Annotated in this window: 8 protein-coding genes; all 8 read right to left on the bottom strand. The window is 64.0% G+C overall.

The features are described from left to right. Positions 1-86 precede the first annotated feature (86 nt). The 8 genes from F3J43_RS11075 to pilM all read right to left on the bottom strand — a co-directional run bounded on the left by F3J43_RS11075 (position 87) and on the right by pilM (position 13,296). The gene (locus F3J43_RS11075) at positions 87-1,505 is read right to left on the bottom strand and encodes a glutamate synthase small subunit GltD family protein (protein WP_166885746.1); all 1,419 of its coding nucleotides are present in this window, start codon (positions 1,503-1,505) and stop codon (positions 87-89) included. Between the two features lie 106 nt (positions 1,506-1,611). Next, positions 1,612-6,057 carry a glutamate synthase large subunit gene (gene gltB / locus F3J43_RS11070; protein WP_166885744.1) on the bottom strand — a complete coding sequence of 1,482 codons (4,446 nt, stop codon included), beginning with the start codon at positions 6,055-6,057 and terminating at the stop codon, positions 1,612-1,614. Positions 6,058-6,429: 372 nt separating this feature from the next. Continuing rightward, a complete protein-coding gene (locus F3J43_RS11065; RefSeq protein WP_166885742.1) occupies positions 6,430-8,049 on the bottom strand; it encodes an SPOR domain-containing protein in 1,620 nt (539 codons plus the stop codon). Positions 8,050-8,064: 15 nt separating this feature from the next. Continuing rightward, on the bottom strand, positions 8,065-9,162 hold the full coding sequence (gene aroB / locus F3J43_RS11060) for a 3-dehydroquinate synthase (protein ID WP_166885740.1): 1,098 nt from the start codon (positions 9,160-9,162) through the stop codon (positions 8,065-8,067). A gap of 98 nt (positions 9,163-9,260) precedes the next feature. Next, the gene (gene aroK, locus F3J43_RS11055; RefSeq protein WP_166885737.1) at positions 9,261-9,779 is read right to left on the bottom strand and encodes a shikimate kinase AroK; all 519 of its coding nucleotides are present in this window, start codon (positions 9,777-9,779) and stop codon (positions 9,261-9,263) included. 4 nt (positions 9,780-9,783) lie between these two features. Beyond that, positions 9,784-11,049: a type IV pilus secretin PilQ gene (locus F3J43_RS11050; RefSeq protein WP_166885735.1), complete on the bottom strand. Its 1,266-nt coding sequence runs from the start codon at positions 11,047-11,049 to the stop codon at positions 9,784-9,786. After that, on the bottom strand, positions 10,988-11,968 hold the full coding sequence (locus F3J43_RS11045; RefSeq protein WP_166885733.1) for a pilus assembly protein PilP: 981 nt from the start codon (positions 11,966-11,968) through the stop codon (positions 10,988-10,990). Before F3J43_RS11045 ends, F3J43_RS11050 begins: the two co-directional genes overlap by 62 nt. Positions 11,969-11,979: 11 nt before the next feature. Further along, positions 11,980-13,296: a pilus assembly protein PilM gene (pilM, locus tag F3J43_RS11040; RefSeq protein WP_166885731.1), complete on the bottom strand. Its 1,317-nt coding sequence runs from the start codon at positions 13,294-13,296 to the stop codon at positions 11,980-11,982. Between the last annotated feature and the right edge of the window lie 297 nt (positions 13,297-13,593).

Raw genomic sequence — 13,593 nt, 5'->3', positions numbered from 1 at the left:
TCGTTTTGTCTATCGGCTGCCATGGATCAAGGCTTTTTGTATACAAAAAATGAAACCCGGGGCTGCTGCGCAGCCCCGGCAATGGATCAGACTTCGAGATAGTCCAGAATCCCCTCGGCAGCGGTACGCCCCTCGAAGATCGCCGTCACCACCAGGTCCGAGCCCCGCACCATGTCGCCACCGGCGAACACTTTCGGGTTGCTGGTCTGGTGCTTGAAGCGCCCCTTCTCCGGCGCCACCACGCGCCCCTGGCTGTCGAGCTGGATGTCATGCTGCTCGAACCACGGCGCCGGGCTCGGGCGGAAGCCAAAGGCGATCACCACGGCATCGGCCGGCAGGATCTCCTCGGAACCCGGAATCGGCTCAGGGCTGCGACGGCCACGGGCATCCGGCTCACCAAGACGGGTCTCGACCACCTTCACGCCTTCGACCTTGTCCTCGCCGACAATGGCGATGGGCTGGCGGTTGTAGAGGAATTTCACGCCCTCTTCCTTGGCGTTTTTCACCTCTTTGCGCGAACCCGGCATGTTGGCTTCGTCACGGCGATAGGCGCAGGTCACCGACTTGGCGCCCTGGCGGATCGAGGTCCGGTTGCAGTCCATCGCCGTATCACCACCGCCCAGCACCACGACCTTCTTGCCCTGCATGTCGACGAAGTCTTCCGGCGATTTTTCAAAGCCCAGGTTGCGGTTGACGTTGGCGATCAGGAAGTCCAGCGCATCGTGCACGCCCGGCAGGTCCTCACCCGGGAAGCCGCCCTTCATGTAGGTATAGGTACCCATGCCCATGAACACCGCATCGTACTCGGCCAGCAACTGCTCCATGCTGATGTCCTTGCCCACCTCGGTGTTCAGGCGGAACTCGATGCCCATGCCGGTGAAGACCTCGCGCCGGTTGCTCAGCACGGTCTTTTCCAGCTTGAACTCAGGGATGCCGAAGGTCAGCAGGCCGCCGATCTCGGGGTTCTTGTCGAACACCACCGGGGTCACGCCCGCACGCACCAGCACGTCGGCGCAACCAAGACCGGCCGGGCCGGCACCGATGATCGCGACGCGCTTGCCGGTCGGCTTGACCTTGGACATGTCCGGTCGCCAGCCCATGGCGAAGGCGGTGTCGGTGATGTATTTCTCCACCGAGCCGATGGTCACCGCGCCGAAGCCGTCGTTCAGGGTACAGGCGCCCTCGCACAGGCGATCTTGCGGGCACACGCGGCCACACACTTCCGGCAGGGTGTTGGTCTGGTGCGACAGCTCCGCCGCCGCCAGGATGTTGCCCTCGGAAACCAGCTTCAACCAGTTGGGGATGAAGTTGTGTACCGGACACTTCCATTCGCAGTACGGGTTGCCGCAACCCAGGCAGCGGTGCGCCTGCTCCACGGATTGCTGCGGCTTGAAGGGCTCGTAGATTTCGACGAACTCCTTCTTGCGCTGGCGCAGCAGCTTTTTCTTCGGGTCCTTGCGGCCCACTTCGATGAACTGGAAGTCGTTGCTCAGACGTTCAGCCATTTTTCAAAACCTCTTTACCGCAGTTGCCGGCATGCGCCGCAAGCTGCAAGACGATCACTTGAGCCGGGCAGACCCCGCGCGCGGGGCCCGCCACTTGCAGCTGTTGTTACTGCGGGTTGGCACGGGTGCTGGACAGCAATTGCTTGAGGTTGGCCGCCTTCGGCTTGACCAGCCAGAAGCGCCGCACGTAATCGTCCAGGTTCTCCGAGAGCTCACGCCCCCACTCGCTGCCGGTCTCGTCCACATACTCGCCCAGGACCCGCGCCAAGTGGCTGCGGTAGGCCTCCATCGCCTCACCACTGATGCGCTGGATTTCCACCAGCTCGTGGTTGAGTTTGTCGACGAAGCTGTTGTCCATGTCGAGCACGTAGGCGAAGCCGCCCGTCATGCCGGAACCGAAGTTGTAACCGGTCTTGCCCAGTACGCAGACAAAGCCACCGGTCATGTACTCACAGCAGTGATCGCCAGTGCCCTCGACAACAGCGTGGGCGCCGGAGTTGCGCACAGCGAAGCGCTCGCCCGCGGTACCGGCGGCGAACAGCCTGCCGCCGGTGGCACCGTACAGGCAGGTGTTGCCGACGATGGCGCTGTGCTGGGTTTCGAACGGGCTGCCGGCCGGTGGCACGATGGTCACCTTGCCACCGGTCATGCCCTTGCCGACGTAGTCGTTGGCGTCGCCTTCCAGGTGCAGGTTCAAGCCACCGGCGTTCCACACGCCGAAACTCTGACCCGCAGTGCCCTTGAAGCGGAAGGTGATCGGCTTGTCGGCCATGCCCTGGTTGCCGTGCAGCCTGGCGATTTCGCCAGAGATACGAGCGCCGATGGAGCGGTCGCAGTTGCAGATGTCGAGCTCGAACTCGCCACCGGCCTGATCGCGAATCGCCGGCAGCGCCAAGGCGACCATCTTCTCGGCCAGCTCGCCCTTGTCGAACGGCGGGTTCTTGTCGACTTCGCAGAACTGCGGCTTGTCGGCCGGAATGTGCGAACTGCCCAGCAACGGCGACAGGTCGAGGTGCTGCTGGCGCTCGGTGTCGCCTGGCAGCACCTCGAGCAGGTCGGTACGGCCGATCAGCTCGCCAAGGCTGCGCACGCCCAGCTTGGCCAGCCACTCGCGGGTCTCTTCGGCGACGAAGGTGAAGAAGTTGATCACCATGTCGACGGTGCCGATGTAGTGGTCCTTGCGCAGCTTGTCGTTCTGCGTGGCCACGCCCGTGGCGCAGTTGTTCAGGTGACAGATGCGCAGGTACTTGCAGCCCAGGGCGATCATCGGCGCGGTGCCGAAGCCGAAGCTCTCGGCGCCGAGGATGGCCGCCTTGATCACATCCAGGCCAGTCTTCAGGCCACCGTCGGTCTGCACCCGCACCTTGCCGCGCAGGTCGTTGCCGCGCAGGGTCTGGTGGGTTTCGGCCAGGCCCAGCTCCCAGGGCGCGCCGGCATACTTGATCGAGGTCAGCGGCGAGGCGCCGGTGCCGCCGTCATAGCCGGAGATGGTGATCAGGTCGGCATAGGCCTTGGCCACACCAGCAGCGATGGTGCCGACACCGGCCTCGGCAACCAGCTTGACCGACACCAGCGCCTGCGGGTTGACCTGCTTGAGGTCGTAGATCAGCTGGGCCAGGTCTTCGATCGAGTAGATGTCGTGGTGCGGCGGCGGCGAGATCAGGGTCACGCCCGGCACCGCGTAGCGCAGACGGGCGATCAGGCCATTGACCTTGCCGCCCGGCAACTGGCCGCCCTCGCCGGGCTTGGCGCCCTGGGCCACCTTGATCTGCAGCACTTCGGCGTTGACCAGGTATTCCGGGGTCACGCCAAAGCGACCCGTGGCCACCTGCTTGATCTTCGAGCTCTTGATCGTGCCGTAGCGGGCCGGGTCTTCGCCGCCTTCACCGGAGTTCGAGCGCGCACCCAGGCGGTTCATCGCCTCGGCCAGGGCCTCGTGAGCCTCCGGCGACAGCGCACCGAGGGAAATACCCGCGGAGTCGAAGCGCTTGAGGATGTCTTCCAGAGGCTCGACCTGCTCCAGCGCCAGCGGCTGTTCGGCCACCTTGACCTTCAGCAGGTCACGGATCATCGACACCGGGCGCTGGTCGACCAGCGCGGTGTATTCCTTGAACCTGGCGTAGTCGCCCTGCTGCACGGCGGCTTGCAAGGTGTTGACCACGTCTGGGTTGTAGGCGTGGTACTCGCCACCGTGGACGAACTTGAGCAGGCCACCTTGCTGGATCGGCTTGCGCGCGCTCCAGGCCTCGGCTGCCAGCAGCTTCTGGTCGCCTTCGAGGTCGACGAAGCGCGCGCCTTTGATGCGGCTGGATACGCCCTTGAAGCTCAGGCCGACCACTTCCTCGGCCAGGCCCACGGCCTCGAACAGCTGGGCGCCACGGTACGAGGCGATGGTGGAGATGCCCATCTTCGACAGGATCTTCAGCAGGCCCTTGGAGATGCCTTTGCGGTAGTACTTGAAGACTTCGTCCAGGTCACCCAGCACTTCGCCGGTACGGATCAGGTCGGCGAGCACTTCGTAGGCCAGGTAGGGGTAGACGGCCGAGGCACCGAAGCCCAGCAGCACGGCGAAGTGATGCGGGTCACGGGCGGTGGCGGTCTCGACCAGGATGTTGCTGTCGCAGCGCAGGCCCTGTTCGGTCAAGCGGTGGTGCACCGCGCCAACGGCCAGCGAGGCGTGCACCGGCAGCTTGCCTGGGGCAATGTAGCGGTCGCTCAGCACCAGTTGGGTCTTGCCGCTGCGCACGGCCTCTTCGGCCTGGTCGGCAATGTTGCGGATGGCCGCCTCCAGGCCGATGCCCTCTTCATAGTTGAGGTCGATTAGCTGGCGGTCGAAGCCCTCACGCTCGAGGTTCATCAGCGAGCGCCACTTGGCCGACGAGATGACCGGCGAGCTGAGGATCACCCGCGAGGCATGCTCGGGGGACTCCTGGAAGATGTTGCGCTCGGCACCCAGGCAGATTTCCAGGGACATGACGATCGCTTCGCGCAGCGGGTCGATCGGCGGGTTGGTCACCTGGGCGAACTGCTGGCGGAAGAAGTCATAGGGCGAACGCACGCGCTGCGACAGCACGGCCATCGGCGTGTCGTCACCCATCGAGCCGACCGCTTCCTGACCTTGCTCACCGAGAGGACGCAATACCTGGTCACGCTCCTCGAAGGTGACCTGGAACATCTTCATGTATTGCTTGAGCTGATCGGCGTCGTAGCTGGCCACGCCCTGGTCGTCGCTCAGGGTCGCCTGAATGCGGGTGGCATGCTGACGCAGCCAGCGCTTGTACGGGTGGCGCGACTTCAGACGGTTGTCGATGGCATCGGTGTCGAGGATCTGACCGGTCTCGGTGTCCACCGCCAGGATCTGACCCGGGCCGACACGGCCCTTGGCCAGGACATCTTCAGGCTGGTAGCCCCACACGCCGATCTCCGAGGCGATGGTGATATAGCCATTGGTGGTGGTCACCCAGCGCGCCGGGCGCAGGCCGTTGCGATCGAGCAGGCACACCGCGTGGCGGCCTTCGGTCATGACGATGCCGGCCGGGCCGTCCCACGGCTCCATGTGCATGGAGTTGTATTCATAGAAGGCGCGCAGGTCGGCGTCCATGGTCTCGACGTTCTGCCAGGCCGGCGGCACCAGCATGCGCACGCCACGGAACAGGTCGATGCCGCCGGTGACCATCAGCTCGAGCATGTTGTCCATGCTCGAGGAGTCGGAACCGACGCGGTTGACCAGCGGGCCGAGTTCTTCGAGGTCGGGGATCAGGTCGTTGGCGAACTTGGTGCGACGGGCCATGGCCCAGTTGCGGTTGCCGGTGATGGTGTTGATCTCGCCGTTGTGGGCAAGGAAGCGGAACGGCTGCGCCAGCGGCCATTTCGGCAGGGTATTGGTGGAGAAGCGCTGGTGGAACACGCAAATAGCGGTCTGCAGGCGCTCATCGCCAAGGTCCGGATAGAACGCCGCGAGATCGCGCGGCATCATCAGGCCTTTGTAGATGATGGTCTTGTGCGAAAAGCTGCAGATGTAGTGATCGGCATCGTGGGCATTGGCCACGGACGAGCGGCGACGAGCGCTGAACAGCTTGATGGCGAATTCCTGATCGCTCAGTCCTTCACCACCGATGAACACCTGCTCGATCTGCGGCAAGCGCTCCAGGGCCAGGCGGCCGAGGACGCTGGTGTCGATCGGCACCTTGCGCCAACCGACCAAGGTTAGCCCTGCGTTGACGATCTCGCGGTCCATGTTGGCGCGAGCGGCCTGAGCTTTGACCGGGTCCTGATTGAAGAACACCATGCCGACCGCGTACTGCTTCGGCAGTTCGGCGGCGAAATGCTCCCGGGCCACGGCCCGCAGGAATTGATCGGGCTTCTGCATGAGCAGGCCGCACCCGTCACCGGTCTTGCCGTCGGCGTTGATACCGCCGCGGTGAGTCATGCAGGTCAGTGCCTGCATGGCAGTTTGCAGAAGGTGGTGGCTGGGTTCGCCCGTCATATGGGCGATCAGGCCGAAACCACAGTTGTCCTTGAATTCTTCGGGATGGTACAGACCTGTTTTCATAGACACTTTCTCACCAGGTTCACCTCTCAACCGGAGGCAAATCTCTTTTTTAACAACCACTTACCATCCACGCCGATCAAACGCCAGCTTTTTGCGGTGGTCATGGAAAACCATTGTTGCACAGCGACAGTAGCGCTCACAAACTCTCATGTCTCACCATTGAAAATTTATGTCGCAATTTTGAATGTTTTTAGCTGGCAGTCGTGGTAGCGACTTAGCTTGAGTCTGAAGCGTTTCAGCCAGGACTGCAAGGGGGGCTTTTGGCCGGCAGTCTGGGACAGAAAAGCCTGCCGCGCTTGGGACGCAGCAGGCTAGTCGTGAATCAGGATTCGCTCAGCAACTGGGCGGCGGGGTGTTGCCGCCCGGAAGGTATCAGCGGGCCGTGGCCAGCTCTTGTTGGACGCTGCCGACGGTACGTGGCCAAGGTTTACCAGCCTGGACCTTGGCTGGCAAGTTCTTGATTGCCGCGGCGGCGGCGTCACGATTGGCGAAGTTGCCGTAGGTAACGACATACAGCGGTTTGCCCTGCAGGGTCTTCTTGAAGTAGCGATAGTCGCCACCCTGCGCCTTGACGAACGACTGAGCCGACGCCTCGGAACTGGTGCCGAAGATCTGCACCACGTAATTACCGGGTTTCTGGCCCGCATACCAGCTGCTATTGCCCGCGCCACCAACGGTGGGTTTCTCGACAGGCTTGGCTACTGGCTTGGCACTGGCGACCTGAGTCGGAGTCGGAGCCGGCTTGGCAGGTGCAACCACCTTGGCAGGATGGGTTACGACAGGTTTCGCCACAGGAGCAACCGCTTGTGCCGGAGCGGTTGTCACCGGCTGGGCAGGTGCCGGAGCGGGACTGGCGATGGCGCCTTGCGGCGGGGCAATCGTGGTGACCGTCGGCGGCACGGCGGCCGAAGGCGCGGAAGGTTGCAAGGCAGTATTGCCCGCCGGACCACCGTCCTCGCCGTCGCCCATGCCAGCGGCCTGAGCCAGCGGCTCACGCATCACCGGTTGCGACTGGCCGACCAATGGCAACGGCATCGGCTGCGAAGAACCGGAGAACTCGATGGCCGGCGCGCCATTGCCAGACTGACCCAACGGCAGTTGCGCCTGGGCGACCGGCGCGTCGCTCGGCGCCCTGTCGCCCTTCTTGGACATCAGGACCGCCGCGCCAACGGCGACCACGACCACAGCGGACAGCGCGAGCACGTGTTTCTTAGGCATTTTGAACCCCATGGATGGTCGCTTGGCCGTGGTGCGGCTGGCGATCATGGCTTCGATCAAGGTATCGCGGGCAACCTGGTTGATGTTCCCAGGCCAGCCGTCGGAGTTTTCGTGGATGTCGACGATCTGTTCGCGGGTGAACACCTCGATGCCCCGACCGGCGCCGTCCAGGCGCTGCTCCAGGTACTCGCGGGTTTCTTCCTCGCTATAAGGCGCCAGCTCGATGACATGGAAACGCTCGCCATCGGCATTGAGCTCTTCCAGCGCAGCAATCAGGGACGGCTCTGCGAACAGGAACACATGCGGGCGCCCTTCGGCGACCCCGGCAGCCAACTCCAGCAACGCTTGGAGTGCCGACTCGTCGAGTTGTTCCGCATCGTCCACCAGCAGATAGACTTCCTGGCCGGTCAGTGCCAACTGCACCACCTGCGAGAGGATAGCCTGCACTTCTGGCTGCGCCACGCCCAGCGATTGAGCGACCTGGGCAAGCACGCTGGCGGCATCGGAGGCGCCGCGTGCGGATACCACCACACTCTGCACCGACTGCTTGTTGGTGCTCGCCACCAGCGCCTGGCGCAGCAAGGTCTTGCCACTGCCCAGCGGGCCGGTGACCGCCAGCATCAGTTGGCTATAGCGCGCCAGGTGATGCAGTTGGCCAAGCACTGGTTTGCGCTGGGCAGGGAAGAACTTGAAGCCGGGCACCCGAGGGGCGAACGGATCATGGCTCAACTGGTAATGTTCGAGGAACGCCTCATCGGCATGCAGTGTGCTCATTGCGTTGTCACAACCTCAAAGCTGGGCCACGATCGCGCGGTAATCCGCCGCAAGCGTGGCCTGAAGAATCTCTTTCGGATAGTCGTCGGTGACGACGGCTTCGCCCAGCTGGCGCAACAGCACCAGGCGCAGACGCCCGTCGAGCACTTTCTTGTCGACCGCCATGTGCTCCATGAAATGCGCCGGGGTCATTTCCTGTGGTGGCACCACCGGCAATCCTGCGTCCTGCAGCAGGCGGACTGCACGATCTCGCGCCAGCTGGTCGATCCAGCCCAGGCGCATGGACATTTCCAGCGCCATCACCGTGCCCGCCGCCACGGCTTCGCCGTGCAACCAGACGCCATAGCCCATGTGGGTTTCGATGGCATGGCCAAAGGTGTGGCCCAGGTTGAGCGTGGCACGCACGCCTGACTCGCGCTCGTCGGCACCGACCACAGCCGCCTTGGCCGCGCAGGAGCGACGGATGGCTTCGGTCAGGACGGCAGGCTCCAGCGCACGCAGGGCCTGTATGTTGTCTTCGAGCCAGCCGAGGAACGGCGCGTCGCAGATCAAGCCGTACTTGATGACTTCAGCAAGTCCGGCGGACAGTTCACGCGCAGGCAGCGTCTTCAGGCTGGTGGTATCGATCAGCACGGCGTTGGGCTGGTAGAAAGCGCCGACCATGTTCTTGCCCAACGGGTGGTTGATGCCGGTCTTGCCGCCGACCGACGAGTCGACCTGCGACAGCAGCGTGGTCGGCACCTGGATGAAGTCGACACCGCGCTGGTAACAGGCCGCGGCGAAACCGGCCATGTCGCCGATCACGCCGCCACCAAGGGCGACCACGGTGGTGCGGCGGTCATGGCGGGCAGTCAGCAAGGCATCGAAGATGAGTTGCAGGGTTTCCCAGTTCTTGTGGGCCTCGCCATCAGGCAACACCACCGGCAGCACGGCATAGGCGCCCAGGGTCTTGCTGAGGCGCTCGAGATACAGAGGGGCGACGGTCTCGTTGGAAACGATGGCGACCTGCCGGCCGGCAATGTGCGGTGCCAGCAGTTCAGGCTGGTCCAGCAGGCCCTCGCCAATGTAGATCGGGTAGCTACGTTCGCCCAGGTCGACCTTTAGTGTCTGCATGTATCCCCACAATATACTTGGGCGCGGCGGCGTCGGAGCAGCCCCGCGCAGTGACGTTCAACCCCGTCTCGGCGTTGGTCGCCGAGAATAGACCCCGCTTACCGGGGCGGCAACTTCTGCAAGCGTTCGAGAATGTCCAGTACCACCATGCGTGGCGGCCGTTCGTCGGTTTCCACCACCAGGTCGGCGATCTCGCGATAAAGCGGGTCGCGGGTCTCCAGCAGAGTGCGTAGGGTCGCCTCCGGATTGGCGGTGCGCAGCAATGGACGATTGCGGTCGCGCGAAGTTCGCCCGACCTGCTGCTCCACCGAGGCGTGCAGGTAGATCACCCGTCCGCCGGCACGCAGCGCGGCACGGTTGGCATCGCGCATGACCGCGCCGCCGCCGGTCGCCAGGACCACGCCATCGAGGGCGCTGAGCTCGGCGATCATCGCCTGCTCGCGATCACGGAAACCCGGCTCGCCTTCCTTGTCGAAGATCCACGGGATGTTGGCGCCGGTTCGCAGTTCGATTTCCTTGTCGGAATCCTTGAACAGCAGGCGCAGCTCTTTGGCCAACAGGCGCCCGATGGTGCTCTTACCAGCGCCCATGGGCCCCACAAGTATCAAATTTCGCACAGAATCAACGACTCACAGCAATCGCCTGGTCACTCATGATACGCGGAGTCAGGAAGACCAGCAGCTCGGATTTTTTCTCTTGTAGTGCATCGCGTCGAAACAGCCGCCCAACATACGGCAGATCGCCAAAAAATGGCACCTTATCCACCACATTGTTGTGCGATGTCGAATACACACCACCGATCACGATCGTCTCGCCATCCGCCACCCGGACCTTGGCATTGACCTCGTTCTTGCGGATCGGCGGAACATTGTTCAGGGCATTGACGAAGTCTGGTTCGTCCTTGGTCACCCGTACGTCCATGACCACCTTGCCGTCCGGAGTGATCTGCGGCGTCACCTCCAGTGACAGCGAGGCCTCCCGGAAAGCGATCGAGGTGGCGCCGCTCTTGGTCGTTTCCTGATAGGGGATCTCGGTCCCCTTGATGATCCGCGCCGTCTCCTTGTCTGCGGTGACGACCCGGGGCTGGGAGATGATCTCGCCATTGCCGCTCTTTTCCATCGCACTGAGCTCCAGGTCGAGCAGCACGTCGCTGCGTAGCAGCCCGACACCCACTCCCGAGGTGGCCCGCTCGACCCCGAGATCAACGAACAACTCGCTGCCCAGGCGATTGTCCTGGCCATACAGCGGCCCACCCCAGCGCACGCCCAGGGCCTTTTCATAGTCGACGCCTGCCTCGACGATACGAGCCTCTATCATGACCTGACGCACTGGCACATCCAGCTGCGTCACCAGCTTGCGCAACTCAGCCAGCCTGGCAGCGGGCTGGGCGAGCACCAAGGTATTGGTCCGCTCATCCACGCCCAGGCTACCGCGCCGGGACGGGCCATCCTCATCGACGAGGCTTGCCAGCAGCAACTCCGCCAACTCGGAGGCCTTGGCATGATGGATCGCAATCAGCTCACGCTGAAGCGGCTCCGGCCTGGCATCCTGCACCTGCGGCAGGCGCTCTGCGAGCGACGACTCACCGAGCTCGGCCAACGGTGCCACGCGCAATACGTTACCTTCCTGGCGCCGTCCCAGCCCCCGACCGAGCAACACCAGATCCAATGCCTGGTCCCATGGCACGTCCTCGAGGCGCAAGGTGACGCGACCTTGCACGCTATCGCTGGCCACGAGATTGATGCCAGCGTAGTCGGCCATCACCTGCAACACCGCTCGTACTTCCACATCCTGGAAATTGAGCGAAATCGGCTCCCTGACCGGCTCAATTGCCTGAGCCGCCGGAATGCCGAACAGCATGCCCAGCCCCATCACCAGTGTTTTCATCCATGATTTCCTCACCCGCATGACCACCAAGGACCAGATATCGGGTCCGCTCCTGCCACTCGCCGGCGCTATGCAACCGCTCGCGCACCACCAAACGGCGCTCGTCGACACTCACCACCACACCGTCGTTGCGGCCCAGCCGTGCGCCGACCTCGACCCGGTACACATGTCCGGCCGAACGCAGCAAAGCCACGAACCGCTGCGCACGCGCCAAGGTGCCGACCATCTCGAGCTGCTCCAGCGCAATATCCTCGAGCCTTGGCAGGATCGGTAGCCCGACCCAGGACCGGAAAGGGTCGAACGCCACCAACCGACGGGGCTCCCGCGCCGGCTCATACGCCAGGATTCCGGGGGTCGGCAGCGCATCCGATGCCTGGTAGGCGTGCACCTGCAATTGGGCCCTGACCCAACCAGGCCGCTCGTCCACCAATGCCAGGCCCAGTTCCGCGACGCGCAGCAGACGCAACTGGTCCATCCATTGCTCCAGCCACAGCCGCAGTGCCGGATACCGCCCCATCACCCGCACATCCATGGGTATCTGGCGATAGCCTGCCCCTTGCTGCTCGCTCATCACATCAAGGCGCTCGAACAACAGGCCAAGCGCGTGCCCCGATAGCGCCATCTGGTCAAGCAGATCACTCATGCCCTCCCCGGCGGCCAGGCGCCAGCGCTGTTCGCGCATATCCTGCTCAAGGGTCTCCAGCGCCAAGCGCTCTTGCTCGAGCACGGCAGCATCCCGGGCACCGGCCTCAAGCGCCTGGCGCACCTCGCGGTGCTGGTGGCTGGCCTCATGCTGCGCCTCGACGGCATCCCGCAACCGCGCCAGATAGCCCATGACGCCCACCGTGGCCACGAGCACCAGCACCAGCATTGCCCTGAATGCAATGGAGCGGCTAGCCAACTCCTGCCAGTCAGGCATGCCCACGCCGATCACGACCAGCCCGCCGGGAGTCGGCCTGCCAGCTGGAATTCATCCATGCCCGACTGACGCCGCAGGTGGACCAACTCGAGGTCCATCACCACACCAGCCTGCTGCAAGGCACGCATCAACTGCGCCACGACCGAGGCTGAAGCCGCCAGGCCAGTCAGCGTCAATCGCCGGTCCTGCTCCAGGCTCAAGCCAATCAGTTGCACGCCTTCGGGCATTGCCTGCTGCAAGCCTGAAAACAGAGCTGGCAAGGCGGCCTGACCGGCACGCAACGCCTGCAGCGCCTGACGCTGGTTGTCCAGCACACGCCGCGCTTCGCGCAAGCCCTCCAGTTTCGCCGATGTGAGCTCGGCCTCTGCCAGCATCCGCTGCTGCTGAGCGATATCGGTCAACTGCCTGGCCAGGCGCGACCTGGCCAGTTGGTCGAGCAGCAGCACACCTGCCAGCGCCAGACCGCAAGCCAATGCCATCGACGCACCGAAATGGCCAGGAACCTCAGGACCTCCCGGGCAATCCGCCAGCGCCTCGGGACACCCCAACCGAGCATTCACCCCCACGCGCGCAGCCAACCGGCAGACCAGTTCGGCATCAGCCCCCGCGCCAGCCACAACCACCTCATCGAGCGAGGCCGACAACCTGCCGTTCACCCAGAACCGCTCGACAGCGTTCAGCCAATGCTCCCCGGGCACGTGCGGCACAGGCTGGCATCGAGGCAGCGGGCCGTCCTGCCAGGTATGCATCACCACCTCCTTGGCCTCCAACTTGAGCACGGCCGTCCGGGCTGATGCCTCCGGCGCCAGGGCTCGACGCAGGGCAAGACTATCGATCTCCACCGCCACCAACTGCAAACCTGCCGTGGCGAGCAACTGCTCGAAGGGCTCGAGCAGACTTTGCCGGCAGGCGGCAACCAGCATATCCACAGCCCCAGGCTCGGACGCCGAGGCACCGGCCACCTGAAAATCCAGGGCAAGATCATCCAGTGCAAAGGGAAACAACTGGTCGGCCTGGGCGAGCAACATCGTCTCGAGCGTCCTTTCACACAACCCATCGGGCATCCGGCAGACCTTGCAGAGCACCTGCGAGGCTGGAAGTGCCAGGGCAACCTGGCGCTGCCGCGTGGCACATCGGCCGTGCACCTGGCGCAGCGCTTGCGCCAATCGCGCATCGTTTTCGGCAGGCGGGCCCTGCAGCCTCGCCCACCCCCACCCAGCAGCCCGCCAGCCCCCGCGCTGACGGCGCAATTGCAGCATCCGTATGGAATCGGAGGTGATTTCCACCCCCAACAGTGAACCTGCGTCCCTGCCAAAGCGTCCAAGCATGGCTGTTCCTTCATGTTCGCCAGGCCCCCGCGCCATTGCGGCGCGAACGGTCGTCCTGGCGCCCTGGCCGGTCACCCGGCAGGGCGAAAAATGCTTATAATGCCCAGCGTTTTTTTCCTGTCCGCCGGCCCCTCGCGCCCTCCACTCCTCAACCAGGACACCCCAAAGCCTTGATACGCCTGCTGAAGTTTCTCTGGTGGTCTTTCGTCGCAGTCATCTGCGCGCTCGTACTCGGTGTGAGCGGTGCGTTTCTGTATCTTAGTCCCAGCCTGCCCTCGGTCGATTCGCTCAGAAGCG

It is taken from the genome of Pantoea sp. Cy-639, assembly GCF_011752525.1.
In the GTDB taxonomy this organism is placed as follows: Bacteria; Pseudomonadota; Gammaproteobacteria; order Pseudomonadales; family Pseudomonadaceae; genus Aquipseudomonas.
This window is presented reverse-complemented; position numbering and strand designations above follow the sequence as displayed.

What these genes read in the sequence shown, in the direction of transcription:
- F3J43_RS11075 (WP_166885746.1), bottom strand. Translation starts at nt 1,505, where the DNA reads ATGGCTGAACGTCTGAGCAACGACTTCCAGTTCATCGAAGTGGGCCGC.
- gltB (WP_166885744.1), bottom strand. Translation starts at nt 6,057, where the DNA reads ATGAAAACAGGTCTGTACCATCCCGAAGAATTCAAGGACAACTGTGGT.
- F3J43_RS11065 (WP_166885742.1), bottom strand. Translation starts at nt 8,049, where the DNA reads ATGAGCACACTGCATGCCGATGAGGCGTTCCTCGAACATTACCAGTTG.
- aroB (WP_166885740.1), bottom strand. Translation starts at nt 9,162, where the DNA reads ATGCAGACACTAAAGGTCGACCTGGGCGAACGTAGCTACCCGATCTAC.
- F3J43_RS11050 (WP_166885735.1), bottom strand. Translation starts at nt 11,049, where the DNA reads ATGAAAACACTGGTGATGGGGCTGGGCATGCTGTTCGGCATTCCGGCG.
- F3J43_RS11045 (WP_166885733.1), bottom strand. Translation starts at nt 11,968, where the DNA reads ATGCCTGACTGGCAGGAGTTGGCTAGCCGCTCCATTGCATTCAGGGCA.
- pilM (WP_166885731.1), bottom strand. Translation starts at nt 13,296, where the DNA reads ATGCTTGGACGCTTTGGCAGGGACGCAGGTTCACTGTTGGGGGTGGAA.